Annotated in this window: 15 protein-coding genes; 10 read left to right on the plus strand and 5 right to left on the minus strand. The window is 68.8% G+C overall.

Features of this window, described 5'->3' with window-relative positions; genetic code table 11:
• The first annotated feature begins 68 nt into the window (after window positions 1-68).
• Window positions 69-1,592, plus strand: coding sequence for an S-layer homology domain-containing protein (locus QM708_RS06235; RefSeq protein ID WP_415105539.1), 1,524 nt, complete (start codon window positions 69-71; stop codon window positions 1,590-1,592).
• A gap of 81 nt (window positions 1,593-1,673) precedes the next feature.
• Here the strand turns inward: QM708_RS06235 and QM708_RS06240 are convergent, their stop codons facing one another.
• The 4 genes from QM708_RS06240 to QM708_RS06255 all read right to left on the minus strand — a co-directional run bounded on the left by QM708_RS06240 (window position 1,674) and on the right by QM708_RS06255 (window position 5,502).
• Complete coding sequence (locus tag QM708_RS06240; protein ID WP_415105542.1) at window positions 1,674-2,300, minus strand: S-layer homology domain-containing protein; 627 nt, start codon at window positions 2,298-2,300, stop codon at window positions 1,674-1,676.
• Entirely contained in the window at window positions 2,297-2,797 is a 501-nt protein-coding gene (locus QM708_RS06245; protein WP_415105545.1) for a hypothetical protein, read from the minus strand. The genes QM708_RS06240 and QM708_RS06245 overlap by 4 nt, the downstream gene beginning before the upstream one ends.
• 82 nt (window positions 2,798-2,879) lie before the next feature.
• Window positions 2,880-3,242, minus strand: a complete 363-nt coding sequence (locus QM708_RS06250; RefSeq protein ID WP_415105548.1) for a DUF6547 family protein — start codon at window positions 3,240-3,242, stop codon at window positions 2,880-2,882.
• Between the two features lie 37 nt (window positions 3,243-3,279).
• Complete coding sequence (locus QM708_RS06255) at window positions 3,280-5,502, minus strand: HAD-IB family phosphatase (RefSeq protein WP_415105551.1); 2,223 nt, start codon at window positions 5,500-5,502, stop codon at window positions 3,280-3,282.
• 64 nt (window positions 5,503-5,566) lie between these two features.
• On the opposite strand from QM708_RS06255, the gene QM708_RS06260 reads away from it, so the two are divergent.
• Complete coding sequence (locus QM708_RS06260) at window positions 5,567-6,355, plus strand: SDR family NAD(P)-dependent oxidoreductase (RefSeq protein WP_415105554.1); 789 nt, start codon at window positions 5,567-5,569, stop codon at window positions 6,353-6,355.
• Window positions 6,352-8,058 carry an FAD-binding oxidoreductase gene (locus tag QM708_RS06265; protein WP_415105557.1) on the plus strand — a complete coding sequence of 569 codons (1,707 nt, stop codon included), beginning with the start codon at window positions 6,352-6,354 and terminating at the stop codon, window positions 8,056-8,058. Before QM708_RS06260 ends, QM708_RS06265 begins: the two co-directional genes overlap by 4 nt.
• 50 nt (window positions 8,059-8,108) lie before the next feature.
• Here the strand turns inward: QM708_RS06265 and QM708_RS06270 are convergent, their stop codons facing one another.
• The gene (locus QM708_RS06270; protein ID WP_415105560.1) at window positions 8,109-9,140 is read right to left on the minus strand and encodes a YdcF family protein; all 1,032 of its coding nucleotides are present in this window, start codon (window positions 9,138-9,140) and stop codon (window positions 8,109-8,111) included.
• Between the two features lie 231 nt (window positions 9,141-9,371).
• Between QM708_RS06270 and QM708_RS06275 the strand changes: the two genes are divergently transcribed.
• From QM708_RS06275 to QM708_RS06305, 7 genes are all read left to right on the plus strand, one after another.
• Complete coding sequence (locus QM708_RS06275) at window positions 9,372-10,241, plus strand: NAD(P)-dependent oxidoreductase (RefSeq protein ID WP_415105563.1); 870 nt, start codon at window positions 9,372-9,374, stop codon at window positions 10,239-10,241.
• On the plus strand, window positions 10,238-11,005 hold the full coding sequence (gene cobF / locus QM708_RS06280; protein WP_415105566.1) for a precorrin-6A synthase (deacetylating): 768 nt from the start codon (window positions 10,238-10,240) through the stop codon (window positions 11,003-11,005). The genes QM708_RS06275 and cobF overlap by 4 nt, the downstream gene beginning before the upstream one ends.
• Before the next feature lie 112 nt (window positions 11,006-11,117).
• Window positions 11,118-11,357, plus strand: a complete 240-nt coding sequence (gene nrdH, locus QM708_RS06285; protein ID WP_415105569.1) for a glutaredoxin-like protein NrdH — start codon at window positions 11,118-11,120, stop codon at window positions 11,355-11,357.
• A gap of 42 nt (window positions 11,358-11,399) precedes the next feature.
• Window positions 11,400-11,864 carry a class Ib ribonucleoside-diphosphate reductase assembly flavoprotein NrdI gene (gene nrdI, locus QM708_RS06290; RefSeq protein ID WP_415105572.1) on the plus strand — a complete coding sequence of 155 codons (465 nt, stop codon included), beginning with the start codon at window positions 11,400-11,402 and terminating at the stop codon, window positions 11,862-11,864.
• A complete protein-coding gene (gene nrdE / locus QM708_RS06295) occupies window positions 11,786-13,939 on the plus strand; it encodes a class 1b ribonucleoside-diphosphate reductase subunit alpha (RefSeq protein ID WP_415105575.1) in 2,154 nt (717 codons plus the stop codon). Before nrdI ends, nrdE begins: the two co-directional genes overlap by 79 nt.
• Before the next feature lie 20 nt (window positions 13,940-13,959).
• On the plus strand, window positions 13,960-14,934 hold the full coding sequence (nrdF, locus tag QM708_RS06300) for a class 1b ribonucleoside-diphosphate reductase subunit beta (RefSeq protein ID WP_415105578.1): 975 nt from the start codon (window positions 13,960-13,962) through the stop codon (window positions 14,932-14,934).
• A 255-nt stretch (window positions 14,935-15,189) separates the two neighbouring features.
• Window positions 15,190-15,486 (plus strand): PIN domain-containing protein, encoded by a 297-nt coding sequence (locus QM708_RS06305; RefSeq protein WP_415105581.1) that lies wholly within the window; start codon window positions 15,190-15,192, stop codon window positions 15,484-15,486.
• Window positions 15,487-15,597: the final 111 nt, after the last annotated feature.

The following is a 15,597-nucleotide window of genomic DNA, read 5'->3' on the forward strand; positions in this document are numbered from 1 at the left end:
GGGACCGACCCGGACGTCCATCGACGGGCGCGCGGGCCGGTCTCGACCAACCGAAAGGCCCCCCAACCATGCCCCGCATACACCGCCTGGCCGCCGCAGGACTCGGCCTCGCCCTGACCCTCACCCCCTTCGCCAGTACCCCCGCCCAGGCCGCCCCCGCCCCCCGGTCGGCCATCGTCCGCACCGCCGACCGGATCGAACAGACCTTCCTCGACAACTGCACCGACGGCAGGGACGACTGGGTCTGCACCGACAGGCTGCTCACCGAGGCCATCATCGGGTTGGCGGCGACCCAGGACACCCGCTACGCCGACACGCTCGGCAAGATGAGCATGATCCTCGCGAACGAAGTCGACGCTGCGACGACGCAGGACGCCTTCTACACCGCGCAGAGCATCATCGCCGTGGACGCGCTCGGACTGAACCCGAGGAGCTTCGGCGGCATCAACCTGGTCGAGCGGCTCGTCCGCGAATGGGCCGCGCGCCCCCGGCTGATCGCCGGATGGGCCCCGAGCCTGTCGGTGATCGCGTTCGCGCGCGCCGGAGAACCCGTTCCCGCCGCGGCGCTGAACGCCGTCCTCGCCCAGCAGAACGCCCAGACCGGAGCACTCGGCTCGATGTCGGGCGGTCAGTGGATCCCCGACCACCTTCTCACCGCGCTGGGAATGGTCGCCCTCAGCACACAGGCGAGCACCAAGCCCGCCGCGGCGACGGCGCTGGCCAAGGCGGTGGCCTGGGCCAAGTCCCCGGCCAACGCCACCACGGACGCGACGGGCACCTATTGGGGCAAGCCTCGTGCCACCCATGGCGGGCAGGCGGCCTACACCGCATACATGCTCGCGGCGATCGAAGAGGTCGGCACCACGAACATCGACACCTCCCGTCAGTTGTCGTGGCTGATCGGCCAACAACGGCCCGACGGCGGTTTCGCCTCGACGGTGGGCGGCACCATCAGCTCGCCCGAGATCACGGTGATGGCGCTCCCCGGCTTGACCGGCGCCGGCTACCTGAAGGCGTCCGCGGCGAGCCCGTTCACCGACATCACCCGTGACAACCAGTTCTTCCGCGAGATCCAGTGGGTCTTTCTACGCGGCATCGCGAAGGGGTGGAGCGAGCCGGACGACACCCGCACCTACCGGCCGCTGTCCGCGATCAACCGGGACGCGATGGCCGCCTACCTGTACCGGATGGCGGGCGAACCCGAGTACATCCCGCCGGCGACCTCGCCGTTCAGCGACGTACCGACCACCGCTCCGTTCTACAAGGAGATCACCTGGCTGAGCTACGCCGGCATCACCACCGGCTGGCCCGACGGCACCTACCGTCCGCACGGCACCGTGAACCGCGACGCCATGGCCGCCTTCCTGTACCGCTATGCGAACACCCCCGCCTTCACGCCTCCCGCGAAGTCCCCGTTCATCGACGTGCGGCCGGCCGACCAGTTCTACAAGGAGATGTCCTGGCTCGCCTCCCAGCGGATCAGCACCGGATGGCCCGACGGCAGCTACCGTCCGCTGAACCCGGTCGCGCGTGACGCGATGGCGGCCTTCCTGCTGCGGCTCGACCATGCGCTGACACCCGCGCAGCCGTAGACCCGGACACGACAAAAGGCCTGACCGCCCGGGGGATTCCCCTCCGGGCGGTCAGGCCTTCAATGACCAACGGCGAACCGGTCAGCTGGCCCACTCGGCGAGCCGGTAGAGGAACGCCGCCATCGCGTCACGCGCGACCGGGTTCAGCGGACGGTAGCTGCCGTCGGACCAGCCGGTCGAGATGCCAGTGTCCGCCAGCCACGCCATCTCCTTGTAGAACTGCGTGCCCACCGGAACATCCTTGAACGGCGGCGTCGAGGGCGCCTGGAAGTTCGGCGAGCCCGCGAAACGGTACAGGAAGGCGGCCATGGCGTCCCGGTTCACGCTGTTCAACGGACGATAGGTCCCGTCGGGCCAGCCTGTGGTGATTCCCTCCGACGCGAGCCAGGTGATCTCCTTGTAGAACTGGGAGTTCGTCGGCACATCGCTGAACGGCGAGGTCGCCGGCGGGGTGAACTCAGGCTCATCCGCCATCCGGTACAAGTAGGCCGCCATCGCATCGCGTGCGATCGGCCGAAGCGGACGGTACTCGCGAGTGCCGTCGGGCAGCTCCCAGCCGGTGCTGATCCCGTAGAAGGCCAGCCAGCTGATCTCGTCGAAGAACTGGTCGCCAGGGTTCACGTCGATGAAGAAGGGAATCTCCGGCGCATCCGAGAACTGCGGCGGTGCGGAGGGCTTGCGGTTGTTGGCGGTCAACACCACACTCACCGCGCGGTTGACGTTGTGCCCGTTCGCCTCGGTACCGGGAGGCAGCCTCCAGGCATCGTCGCCCGCATCCCAGGTGCCCCCGGCGTCCACGGGGATCGTGCCCGTGCCGAACGTCCAGAAACCCTGGGACGGGTTGGCGGAGCCGGCACGCCCTCGACCTCGATGATCAGCCCGCTGGCGTTCGTCTCATAGTCGAAGCCGGCCGCGATCAGCGCCCCTTGCAGGTCGGTGCTGGCGGCCACCGCCTTGGTCAGCTCCTCCGGCGGAGTGATGCAGCGCACCTCCCACCCGTCGCCGTCCTTGGCGTAGTCCGGCCACTGCGCCTCGGGTGCCTCGGAGAAGTCGACGACGACCGCGACTCCCTCATCGACCACGCACCAGCCGTCCTGCCAGGTCGCCCCGGCAGCCTGTGCCTGCGCCGGCGCGAGGAGGGCCGAGCCCACCGCGAGCACGCCGGCGAGGACCCCGGTCAGCGTCCTCTTCAAAGAACCGTTCATCATCATCCAATCCGGGCGTTCACCGCCGCCGGCGAGCCCTCATTACCTGATGACAGAAATCTAGTGCGGACGCCGACGGCCGTCACCCGATTGGCCACTCCCAACCGTCCAGGCGTCCCAGAAAGTCATCACACGGGTCCCCGTCATAGCCCTCGGCGAACGGCGCGCACTCGGCGGCGGTGAGCACCTGCAGCGCGTTGTACACGCCGGAGGCGTACTCCTCGGCGAACAGGATCGCCACCGCCTCGCGTTGGTCGTCGTTCAGCGAGGCCAGCACCCGGTTCATCACCGCCTGGTGCGGTGACACGTCGGACGCCGCGTCGGCGTTGTCGTTCCACACGCCCACCCGCACGCGCCCGGCCGACACTTGCCCCGCACCCGCGCATGAGATCACCATCGCGTCGATCATCTGCCGGTACATCCACCGCGAATCGTGCTCGGTCATGGCTCCATCATGCCCGCCCGAGCGGGCTGGGGGAGGCTCAGCCCCGCTTCCAGTCCTCGATCGGCCAGTACAGCCGGCTGGCGGCCCGGTACAGCGGCAGGTCGGGGTTGACCGCGACCGGGCGTCCGAGCAGCTGCAGCCACGAGGCGTCCGCGATCGAGTCGCCGTAGCCGTGCGAGCGGGACAGGTCGATGCCGTGGCGGACGGCGTAGTCCTTGAGCCATTGGGCCCGCGCCTCGTCCACCAGCGGCGGGGTGGCCAGGTAGCCGGTGAGGACGCCGTCGCGCACCTCCATCCGCGAGGCGACCACCTCGTCGAACAGCGGGACCAGCGGCGCGGCGAACAGGTCGAGCGATCCGGTCACCAGCACGGTGCGGTGCCCGGCGGCCCGGTGCTCCTCGATGCGCGCCAGCGCGCCGGGGCGGATCGAGCGGACCAGGTTCTGCCCCCAGTCGCCGGCGACCACGCGCTCGATGTCGGCGACCTTGGTGCCGGCGTAGCGCCGCGAGAACGCGCGGACGAATTCGCCGCGGTCGCGCCGCTCGGCCTGCAGGTACACACCGGCCTTGCCGACCAGATCGGCCATTTCGCCGGGCAACTGCGCGAGCGCGCGCAACTGCCCCATCACCGACAGGTATTGGGTGACCAGCGAGGACGCCACCAGGGTGCCCTCCAGATCGAACACGGCCAGCACGTCGGTGCCCGACTCCAGGCGCCGGGCCTGCGACCGGGACGCCTTCTTCGCCGAGGACGCCCGCGCGTGCACCTTGGCCAGCGAGGTCATCGCGGGCAGGTGCACGCTCTGCCAGTAGTGCCCCCATTCGATGTCGCGCACATCGAAGGTCTGGTCGGCCGGCGTACCCGCGGGCAGTTGGGCGCCCAGCGCCCGGGTCTGCTGGTCGTCGAACAGCATCTCGGTGCGGGTGTAGCTCTGGTAGAGGTCGACGTAGGTACGCAACGACCCGAGCCCGCGCTCCATCCGCGACAGCGAACTGGCCCATTCGCGGGTGGCCTTGGTGGCCGGGAGCGAGGCGCCGATCCGGGAGCCGAGCGAGGACAGCCGCTCCTTCAGGCGTAGCGAGCGCTCGGCGGCATTGTTGGCCGGGAACTTCCAGGTCGGCACCACGATGGGGCGGCCCTTGTCGTCCTCGAGCGGATGCGCCAGGAAGTACTCGCGCACCTCGCCGTACATCCGGTGGAAGGGCAGCGGGTTCGAGGCCCCCGAGCAGACCTGGTAGTAGCCGGCGTCCGAGGCCTCGGGCCCCTGATGGCCGAGCCGGGCCAGGGCGAGGATCACATTGACCACGTAGTCGACCGGAATCACGTCGAGCACCGAGTCGGGCAGGCCCGGGAACTCGGGCAGCGCGCCCTTGGCGTAGGCCATGATCAGCGGGTCGGCGACCTTGAAGCCGTCGATCCAGCCCGGGTACGGGTAGCGCAGCGCCGACTCGATGATCGCCGGCCGGACGATGGACAGCCGGTGCCCCTGGCCCGCCCATTCCTGCTCGGCGACGCGCTCGCCGAGCGCCTTGGAGAAGGTGTAGACGTCGGTCCAGCCCACCGAGCGGGCCCGGGTGCGGCCCAGTTCGACCATCCGGTCGACGATCCACGCCTTGCGCGCCTGCTCCGACGCCTTCGCCACCGACTTGGGACCCTGCTTGCCATGGTCGCGGGTCGCGGCGTCGATGAAGGACTGCAGCCGCTCCGGCGTCCGGGATTCAGCCTCGGCCTCGGCGCGCGCCACCCGGGCGGCGGCGAGTTCGGCGCGCCAGTCCACGTCGTGGTCGACGGACGCCTCGGGCCGCAGTCCCTTCGCGATGCCGCCCACGTAGCAGGTCGACACGTGGATGACGTGCGGGTCCAGCCCGGAGCGGGCCAGCGCGCCGTAGAGCGCCTCGGGGCCGCCCACGTTGTTGGCGAAGCACTCATCGATCGGCGCATCGAACGACACCGTGGACGCCGAATGGATCACCACGTCGACGGGCCCTTCGAGGTGCTCCAGCGTCGACAGGTCGGCCTCCAGGACGTCGGTGCGCTCGGCGAAGACACGCTTCGCCTCGGCGTCGCCGACCGCGTCCCGCCAGGTCTTGAAGACAGGCTTGCGCATCAGCCGGTCGAGGCGCTTGCGGGCGCTCTGGCTGCCCTTCGGCCTGATGATGGCGGTGACGTGGGCGTCGGTCGAGCTGAGCAGACGCTCCAGCACGGCTTGACCGAGAAATCCGGTCACGCCGGTGAGCAGCACGCGGGTCGGCTGAGGCACGGGGTCTCCTTCCGGTGGCGCGGTGTACGCCTGATCCGTGGACCGTAATGTAGCGTCCTCTCCCATGCAGTTGGCGCTCATCACCGGCGGGACGTCCGGGATCGGCCTCGAGTTCGCGCGCGCCCTGGCGCGCGACGGCGTGAACCTCGTGCTCGTCGCCCGCGACCCCGCACGCCTGGACGCCGTCGCCGCCGGCCTGAGCGGCACCTTCGGCGTCGCCGTGGAGACCCTCGCCGCCGATCTGGCCTCCCGCGACGACCAAGAGCGGGTCGCCGGACGCCTACGCGCCGGCGATATCGACGTGCTGGTCAACAACGCAGGCTTCTCGCTGAAGAATCCTCTGGCCGGCGGCGACGACGCCCTGGCCGACCGCGCCTACGAGGTGATGGGCCGGGCGCCGCGCGTGTTGGCCGGCGCAGCGGCGTCCGTCATGCGGGACGCGGGGCGCGGCTGGATCCTCAACATCGTGTCGGTCTCGGCGCTCACCCGCCAGGACTCCTACTCGGCGCTCAAGGCGTACGCGCTCGCGCTGAGCGAGGTGCTCGCGCTCGAACTCGTCGGCACCGGCGTCCAGGTGACCGCCGTGCTGCCCGGCTGGACCCGCACCGAGTTCCACGACCGGGGCCGCTCGAAGCGTTCCAAGGTGCCCGGCTTCCTGTGGTTGTCCCCCGCGCGCGTCGCCGCGGACGGATTGCGCGACGCGCGGGCCGGCCGCGTGATATCGATTCCTTCGAAGCGCTACAAACTGATCGCAGCCATCCTGCACGCACTACCCGCCGGGGCCGTGCGCGCCCTGTCCCGCAAGGTCAAGGGCTCCAGGCCCGCCCCCAACTCTCAGGAGGATCACCGATGAAACCGCTCGTCAAGCGCATGAAGTGGTGGGGCTGGGGCGAGGAGGGCGTCTTCTTCAACTACGCCAACAAGCCAGCCTTCGCCCCGTTCGTGAAGAGGGCGGTCGGCATCGACCTGCGCCCGCGCCAGGCCGACACGATCCAGTTCGATCCCACCACCGTGCCCGCCTCCCCGCTGCCGGACGCCCTCCGCGAGGCCCTGGTCGCGGCCACGGCGTCCGACCGGGTCAGCACGGATGCCCACGACCGCGTCGTGCACGGCCACGGCTCCTCGGTGACCGAGCTGCTGCACGTGTCGCGCTTCGACTACGGCCGCCTGCCCGAGGTGGTCGTCTATCCGGTGGACACCGACGAGGTGGCCGCGGTGCTGGCGGCCTGCGTCGAGGCGGACGCCGTGGTGGTGCCGTTCGGCGGCGGCACCAACATCTCCCGCTCGCTGCAGCTCGACCCGGACGAGCCGCGCCCGATCGTGTCGCTGGACACCGGCCTGATCTCGGGCGTGCACGAACTCGACGAGGAGTCGGGCCTGGCCCGGATCGGCGCCGGCATGCTCGGCCCCGACCTGGAGGAGGAGTTGAACGCGCGCGGCTGGACGCTGGGCCACTTCCCCGACTCGTTCACCCATTCGACGCTCGGCGGCTGGGCGGCCACCCGCTCCTCGGGCATGCAGTCGGACAAGTACGGCGACATCGCCGACATCATCCGCGGCATGACCGTGGTGCGGCCGTCCGGCATCGTGCGGCTGCGCCCGGTGCCGGTCGAGTCGACCGGCCCGTCGCTGCGCGAGATGTTCATCGGCTCCGAAGGACGCCTCGGCGTGATCACCGAGGTGTGGGTGCAGGTGCACCGGATGCCCGAGGAGCGCGTCGTGGTCGCCTACATGTACCCCGAATGGGCCGCGGCGCTGGAGGCGATCCAGGCGATGGCCGCCGAGGAGATCCCGACCACGTTCGTCCGCATCTCCGACGCGCACGAGACCGCCTTCTCGCTGTCGACCCAGAAAGAGGCCCTCACCCTCAAGAAGAAGGTCGAGGCCAAGGGGCAGGAGGCCTTGTGGGCGCTGATGCGCCGGCGCGGCTGGGACACCGACGCGATGTGCATTTCGTACGTCTGCTTCGAAGGGTCGAAGTCCGACGTGGACGAGCGGCGGCGCCGGGTCGCGCAGCTGGCGAAGAACCACGGCGCACTCGTGCTCGGCACCGGACCGGGGGCGCTGTACGACCAGAAGAAGTTCGACACCCCGTACCTGCGCGACTTCCTGCTGGAGCAGAACGTGCTCGGCGACGTGTCCGAGACGGCCGCGCCCTGGTCGAAGCTCACCGACGTACACGACCGCGTCTACGACGCCGCCGAGGACGCCTTCGCCTCGCTCGGCAAGCGCGGCTGGATCATGTGCCACCTGTCGCACAGCTACCACACCGGCGCCTGCCTGTACTTCACGTTCGCGTTCCAGGCCGGGGAGGATCCCGACCGCGAGTACGCCACCGTGAAGATCGCCATCCAGCAGGCGTTCGTGGATGCGGGCGCCACCTTGTCGCATCACCACGGCGTCGGCATGGAGCATGCGCCCTGGATGGAGCAGGTGGTCTCGGCCGAGGGTGTGGCGATCATGCGCTCGCTGTTCGACAGCACCGATCCCGGGCGTCACCTGAACCCGGGCAAGATCCTCGACGCGCCGCTGTCGCTGTACGACAAGCTCAGTTGAGCCGCCCCGGCGGGGCTGCGGCATCCCGGCGGGGCCGCGGCGTCCGCCGGTCAGGCGACGTAGTCGAGTGCGGTGAGCGCGACGGCGAGCACCACCCACAGCGTCACCAGGGGCAGGTGCAGTTTCCAGTTCTCCTTCATCACCGCCACGAACTCGCGGATGAAGGCGCTCGGCACGAAGTAGGCCGCCGTCTTGGCGCCGACCACGCGGGCCTTCCTCATGCCGAGGGCCCGGGTGAGCAGCGCGGTGCGGAACACGTGGTAGCTGTTGGTCACCACGGCGACCGGAGCCTCAGGGTCGGGCATCAGCGCCCGCGAGAACTGCAGGTTCTCCCGGGTGTTGCGGGCACGGTCCTCGACCACGATCCGGGCGTCGTCGACGCCGTGCTCGCGTAGGTAGCGCGCCATGGCGACGCCCTCGGGCAGTTTCTCGTCGCTGCCCTTGCCGCCGGTCGGGATGATCACCGCGGGCGGATGCTGGGCGTCGGCCGCCGCGATGCCCGCGTCGAGACGGGAGGCCAGCAGCGGCGGCACCCGGTCGCCGATCAGGCCCGAACCGAGCACGATCACGTGGCCCACCGGGAATCCCCCGGGGATCCTGCGGTAGGCGACCGCGGCGGACAGAAAGACGAGGAAGCACAGCCCCGCATAGACGCCCAGCCCACCCAGCAGGGCGATCAGGCCGTCGACGGCGTTGGTGATCTGCGGCGGCAGGTCGAGGGCGTGGACCAGCACCGGCACGAGCGGCCAGGCCAGCATGGCCAGGCCGGTGAGCAAGGAGAGCAGGTTGCCGAGGCTGCGGGACTCGCGCCGCACCATCGTCACCCCGTTGGCGATCAGGAAGAACGTCAGCACCGGATAGCCCAGCACCGGCAGCACCAACCCGGCGGCGAGCACCAGCAGGGGCAGCCCACCGAAGCGCCCGTCGTCGTTGGCGAGGATGAGCAGCGCGACCCCGCTCACGAAGCCGCCGGCGAGGATCACCGCGAGCGGCCACAGGCGCCGCCGGTCCCGCCAGAAGCCGGCGACCCCGCCAGCCAGCAGCAGCAGGCCGACGGCGAGGATGACATCGATCGGTTGCATGGCTTCCTCCGAGAACAGGGCGTGCCGCCCCACTCTAGGGGCGCGCCTCCACACCGCCGCCCCCCTCAGGAGGGCCCGCACGCCGCCCGCGTGGTCGAAATCTATGTCCAGATTCGGCCCCGCACGCGTTTGCCCTTGTCGCCGGCACCCCTGCTTCAACTGGACATGGAAAATGACCACCCGCCGCCTGTTAGGGTCGTGCTCCCACACCGATCCGGACGGAGAAACCCGATGATCACACCGCCCGTCGTGCTCGCCGGTGCCGCCGAAGGCACCGACGCCGACCGCTCCCTCGCCGATCTCGCCGGCCGCGTACGCGCGCTGCTGCCCGGCGTTCAGGTCGAGGCCGGACTGGCGCGGTCCGCCGGTGACACCATCGAGGCCGCGCTCGGCCGGGCACTGGCCGGCGGCGAGGAGGCCGTGATCGTGCCGCTGACGCACGGCGCGACCGATCCCGCCGACGCCGCGATCGCCGGCGGCGTCGCTGATGCCCGCGCCGCCTTCCCTGACGCCACCGTCGCCCGCACCCGCCCGCTCGGTACCCCGCGCCCGCCCAGGGAGGGGTCGACGCCCGCCGACGAACTGGCCGAGGCGGTGGCCCGGCGCTACCGCGAGGGCGCCATGCGGGTACGCGCCGCCCGCGGCTCGCACGTCTACCTGACCGGCCTGCGGCTGACCGGCCGCGCGGTGGTCGTGGTCGGCGGCGGCTGCGTGGCCCGCCGCACCGTCACGAACCTGCTCGAGGCCGGCGCCGTCGTCACCGTCGTCGCCCCCGAACTGCACGAGCGTCTCGACGAACTGGCCGCCTCCGGCGCGATCACCTGGCAGGCCCGCGACTACGCCGACGGCGACCTCGACGGCGCCTGGTACGTGCTCGCGGCCACCGAGGATCCCGCCACCAATGCGCGCGTGGCGGCCGACGCCGAGGCGCGGCACACGTTCTGCGTGCGCACCGACGAGGCCACCTCGGGCACCGCCTGGACCCCGACCACCGGCGACCACGACGGAATCCAGATCGCGGTCGTCACGCCGCGTGACCCGGGGCGTTCGCGCCGCGTGCGCGACCGGGTGCTGGCGCTGGTCGAGCAGGAGGGTCTGTGACCCGCGAACTGGTGCTGATCGGCGTCGGCGCCGGCCACCCGGACTGGGTGACGCTCGCGTCGGTCGAAGCCATCCAGCGGCTGGACGTGCTGTTCGTGGTGGTCAAGGAGGGCGAGTACGACGACCTGGTGGACTCCCGGCGCGCGATGATCGCGCGCCACCGCTCCACTCCGCTGCGCACCATCGAACTGCAGGACCCGCCGCGCCCGTGGCGCACCGCCCCCGACTACCCCGCAGCCGTCGCCCGCTGGCGCGCGCAGCGCCTGGAGAGCTGGGGGGCGGCCGTCGCCGCCGAGCTGGGCGAGGGCCAGGTCGGCGGCTTCCTGGTCTGGGGCGACCCGAGCCTGTACGAGAGCACCCTCGCGATCGCCCAGGAGCTGATCGCGTCGGCCGCCTGGCCGATCGAACTGCGCGTGTTGCCCGGGATCAGCTGCGTGCACGCCCTCACCGCCGCGCACCAGATCCCACTGAACCGGCAGGGCCGGGCCGTGCAGATCGCGCCGGCCCGGCTGCTGGCCGGCGGCATGCCCGATTTCGTCGACGACGTGGTCGTCATGCTGGACGGCCGCCTGACCTTCTCGCTGATCGACCCCGAGGGCCTCGACATCTACTGGGGCGCCTACCTCGGCACCCCCGACGAGATCCTGATCGCGGGCGACCTGGCCAGCGTGCGCGAAGAGATCCTCACGGTGCGCGAGGACGCCAAACAGCGCCTTGGCTGGGTGTTCGACACCTACCTGCTGCGGCGCCGCGGCGACCGCTGAGACGCTACATCTAGTGCCACTTGCCCGCCGGCGACACAACGTGTAGGTTTCCCTGCACCACCCAGGGGAAACTACACCGGTGTGAGCCGGTTGGCATCAGGAGGAATCAGTCGTGACGATCAGGGTCTTTTCGAAGCCGTCGTGCGTGCAGTGCACCGCTACCTACAAGGCCCTCGACAAGCACGGACTCGACTACGAGGTCGTCGACCTCTCCGCCGACGAGCAGGCCCTCGCTGAGGTGCTCGCCCTGGGCTACCAGCAGGCTCCGGTCGTCATCGACGGCGACGAGCACTGGGCCGGTTTCCGCCCCGACAAGATCAAGGCGTCCGCCACCCGCGCCCAGGCCGCCTGAGCCGTCGGCGTCCGGTTTGCGTCACGGGGAGGGCAACCACCGATGGTCCACGTGGTCTACTTCTCGTCCGCGTCCGAGAACACCCACCGGTTCGTCACCAAGCTCGGGATTCCGGCCACCCGGCTCCCGCTGCGGACGGCCGAGCCGGCGCCGATCGTCACCGAACCCTACGTCTTGATCCTGCCGACCTACGGCGGCGGGAACACCGGCGGCGCGGTTCCCAAGCAGGTCATCCGGTTCCTCAACATTCCCGGAAACCGCGCGTTGATCCGCGGAGTAATCTCCGGGGGCAACACGAACTTCGGTCGGGCCTACTGCCTGGCCGGTGACATCGTGGCCGCGAAATGCCACGTACCCCACCTGTACCGATTCGAACTGATGGGCACGCTCGAAGACGTCGAGTGCGTCCGTGAAGGGCTCACCACATCATGGCAACAACTCTGCTCACCGACACCGGAGTCGAACCTGTCGGAGAGGTCGACTACCACGCTCTCAACGCGCTGCTGAACCTCTACGACGAGTCCGGCAAGATCCAGTTCGAGGCAGACCGCAAGGCCGCCCACCAGTACTTCCTGCAGCACGTCAACCAGAACACGGTCTTCTTCCATTCGCTGAAGGAGAAGCTGGACTACCTGGTCGAGCACGGCTACTACGAGTCCGAGGTGCTCACCCAGTACGACTTCGGCTTCGTCAAGGACCTGTTCAAGCGGGCGTACGCGGTGAAGTTCCGCTTCCCCACCTTCATGGGCGCCTTCAAGTACTACACGTCCTACACGCTGAAGACGTTCGACGGCTCCCGCTACCTGGAGCGCTTCGAGGATCGCGTCTGCATGGTCGCGCTCACCCTGGCCGCCGGCGACGAGGCGCTCGCCGAGAGGATCACCGACGAGGTGATGGGCGGACGCTTCCAGCCCGCGACGCCGACCTTCCTCAATGCTGGCAAGGCGCAGCGTGGTGAGCTGGTGTCCTGCTTCCTGCTGCGGGTCGAGGACAACATGGAGTCGATCGCGCGGGCGATCAACTCCTCGCTGCAGCTATCCAAGCGTGGCGGCGGCGTGGCCTTGTCGCTGACCAATCTGCGCGAGATCGGCGCGCCGATCAAGAAGATCCAGAACCAGTCCTCGGGCGTGATCCCGGTGATGAAGCTGCTGGAAGACTCGTTCTCCTACGCCAACCAGCTCGGCGCACGCCAGGGCGCCGGCGCGGTGTACCTGCACGCGCACCACCCCGACATCCTGCGCTTCCTCGACACCAAGCGCGAGAACGCCGACGAGAAGATCCGGATCAAGACGCTGTCGCTGGGCGTCGTCATTCCCGACATCACCTTCCAGCTGGCGCGCGACAACGAGGACATGTACCTGTTCAGCCCCTACGACATCGAGCGCGTCTACGGGGTGCCGTTCACCGAAATCTCGGTCAGCGAGAAGTACCGCGAACTGGTCGACGACGGCCGGATCACCAAGACCAAGATCAACGCGCGCAAGTTCTTCCAGACCCTCGCCGAGATCCAGTTCGAATCCGGCTACCCCTACATCGTGTTCGAGGACACGGTGAACCGCGCCAACCCGATCGACGGCCGGATCACGATGAGCAACCTGTGCTCGGAAATCCTGCAGGTGTCGACGCCGTCCACCTACAACGAAGACCTCAGCTACGACCAGGTCGGCAAGGACATCTCCTGCAACCTGGGTTCGCTCAACATCGCGCTGGCGATGGACTCGCCCGACTTCGGGTCCACGATCGACACCGCGATCCGCGCCCTGACCGCGGTGTCGGACCAGTCGAACATCTCCTGCGTGCCGAGCATTGAGCGCGGCAACGCGATGAGCCACGCGATCGGCCTGGGTGCGATGAACCTGCACGGCTACCTGGCGCGCGAGGCGATCCACTACGGATCCGAGGAGGGCCTCGACTTCACCAACATGTACTTCTACACGGTGACGTTCCACGCCATCGCGGCATCCTGCCGGATCGCCCGCGAGCGCGGCGAGAGCTTCGACGGCTTCGAGCGGTCGAAGTACGCCAGCGGTGAGTACTTCGCCAAGTACATCGAAGGTGAATGGACGCCGCGCACCGAGAAGGTCGCCGGGCTGTTCGAGCGTTCCGGGATCCACCTGCCCACGCCCGAGGATTGGCGCGCGCTGGCGTCCGATGTGGCGACCTACGGCATGTACAACCAGAACCTGCAGGCGATCCCGCCGACCGGGTCGATCAGCTACATCAACCATTCGACCAGCTCGATCCACCCGATCGTGTCCAAGATCGAGATCCGCAAGGAGGGCAAGATCGGACGCGTGTACTACCCGGCGCCGTTCATGACGAACGACAACCTGGAGTACTACACCGACGCCTACGAGATCGGCCCCGAGAAGATCATCGACACCTACGCCGAGGCGACCAAGCACGTCGACCAAGGCCTGTCGCTGACCCTGTTCTTCCCCGACAACGTGACCACGCGCGACCTGAACAAGGCGCAGATCTACGCGTGGCGCAAGGGGATCAAGACCCTGTACTACATTCGCCTGCGCCAGCTCGCCCTCGAAGGAACCGAGGTCGAGGGCTGCGTGAGCTGCATGCTCTGAGACCGAGGAGAACCGAACCGATGACCGACAAGGTGAAACTGCTGCACGGCGTCCAGGCGATCAACTGGAACCGCCTGGCCGACGACAAGGATCTCGAAGTCTGGGACCGCCTGACCGGCAACTTCTGGCTGCCCGAGAAGGTGCCGCTGTCCAACGACATCCCGTCGTGGCGGACGCTGAAGCCGCACGAACAGCTGATGACGACCCGGGTCTTCACCGGCCTGACCATGCTCGACACCATCCAGGGCACGGTGGGCGCGGTGTCGCTCATTCCTGACGCCCGGACGCCTCACGAGGAGGCCGTCTACACGAACATCGCGTTCATGGAGTCGGTGCATGCCAAGAGCTACTCGTCGATCTTCTCGACGCTGATCTCGACCACCGAGATCGACGACGCGTTCCGCTGGAGCGAGGAGAACGAGCACCTGCAGCGCAAGGCGAAGATCATCCTAGACTTCTACTACGGTGACGACCCCGAGAAGCGCAAGGTCGCCTCGACCATGCTGGAGTCGTTCCTGTTCTACTCCGGCTTCTACGCGCCGATGTACTGGTCGAGCCACGCCAAGCTGACCAACACTGCCGACCTGATCCGGCTGATCATCCGCGACGAGGCCGTGCACGGCTACTACATCGGCTACAAGTTCCAGCAGGCCGTCGCCGAAGCCGACCAGGCCCGCCGCGACGAGCTCAAGGACTACACCTTCGAACTGCTCTACGAGCTGTACGACAACGAAGAGTCCTACACCGAGGACCTCTACGACCCGCTCGGCCTGACCGAGGACGTCAAGATGTTCCTGCGCTACAACGCCAACAAGGCCCTGATGAACCTCGGCTACGAAGCACTGTTCCCCAAGAGCGCCACCGCGGTGTCCCCGGCCATCCTGGCCGCGCTGTCACCCAACGCGGACGAGAACCACGACTTCTTCTCGGGTTCGGGTTCGTCGTACGTGATGGGCAAGGCCGTGAACACCGAGGACGAGGACTGGGCGTTCTGAGTTCGCCGGGCGGCGGCGTGACACCTCGCGCCGCCGCCCGGCGCGGATCGACACCCAGCCACGCCGATATTGTGCCTCGGCCTCAACGTCGAACCTGAGCATCCCCGGGATCCGAACTGCCGGAATCGTCACACAAATCGGAGGCCAACCGCCGCCAGGCGTCGATTTGTGTGACGTTCTCGGCGCGACAACCTGCCAAGAAGCGCGGCAAGAACCTGGACAAGCTCTTCAACGTCATCGGCCGACTCGCCAGCGATGAGACTCTCCCGCCCGCCAACCGCGACCTTCGACTTCCTCACTCTGACCACCGTGCTGCCCTTCGACGCCGCCGCGGCACAACACGCCGGCGAGATCCGCGCGAAGCTCACCATCGCAGGGCAGACCATCGGCGGGTACGACGTTCTGATCGCCGGGCACGCCCGCTCGGCCGGTCTCGCCGTGGTCACCAACAACACGCGCGAGTTCATGCGAGTCCCGGGTTTGGAGGTGCTCGACTGGACTCTCGGCGACCACCAGCCCTCCGCCCCAGGCAGAGTTGATGAGATCAATTAGATGAGCCCCAGGTGTATCAACGAGCACAATCGACCGCAGCACGCACGAACTGAGAAGAACCGGGTCGGTAGTCAGACCCGATCCTTCTCACGTCGCCAGCAGCGCTATCGC

Origin of the sequence: Propioniciclava sp., assembly GCF_047602245.1 — a bacterium.
Taxonomy (GTDB): Bacteria; Actinomycetota; Actinomycetes; order Propionibacteriales; family Propionibacteriaceae; genus Propioniciclava.

Excerpts from the sequence above, each read along its gene's own strand:
- QM708_RS06235 (WP_415105539.1), top strand. The coding sequence starts at position 69 with ATGCCCCGCATACACCGCCTGGCCGCCGCAGGACTCGGCCTCGCCCTG.
- QM708_RS06275 (WP_415105563.1), top strand. The coding sequence starts at position 9,372 with ATGATCACACCGCCCGTCGTGCTCGCCGGTGCCGCCGAAGGCACCGAC.
- QM708_RS06270 (WP_415105560.1), bottom strand. The coding sequence starts at position 9,140 with ATGCAACCGATCGATGTCATCCTCGCCGTCGGCCTGCTGCTGCTGGCT.
- QM708_RS06305 (WP_415105581.1), top strand. The coding sequence starts at position 15,190 with ATGAGACTCTCCCGCCCGCCAACCGCGACCTTCGACTTCCTCACTCTG.
- QM708_RS06250 (WP_415105548.1), bottom strand. The coding sequence starts at position 3,242 with ATGACCGAGCACGATTCGCGGTGGATGTACCGGCAGATGATCGACGCG.
- nrdE (WP_415105575.1), top strand. The coding sequence starts at position 11,786 with ATGGCAACAACTCTGCTCACCGACACCGGAGTCGAACCTGTCGGAGAG.
- nrdI (WP_415105572.1), top strand. The coding sequence starts at position 11,400 with ATGGTCCACGTGGTCTACTTCTCGTCCGCGTCCGAGAACACCCACCGG.
- QM708_RS06265 (WP_415105557.1), top strand. The coding sequence starts at position 6,352 with ATGAAACCGCTCGTCAAGCGCATGAAGTGGTGGGGCTGGGGCGAGGAG.
- QM708_RS06260 (WP_415105554.1), top strand. The coding sequence starts at position 5,567 with ATGCAGTTGGCGCTCATCACCGGCGGGACGTCCGGGATCGGCCTCGAG.
- QM708_RS06245 (WP_415105545.1), bottom strand. The coding sequence starts at position 2,797 with ATGAACGGTTCTTTGAAGAGGACGCTGACCGGGGTCCTCGCCGGCGTG.
- nrdF (WP_415105578.1), top strand. The coding sequence starts at position 13,960 with ATGACCGACAAGGTGAAACTGCTGCACGGCGTCCAGGCGATCAACTGG.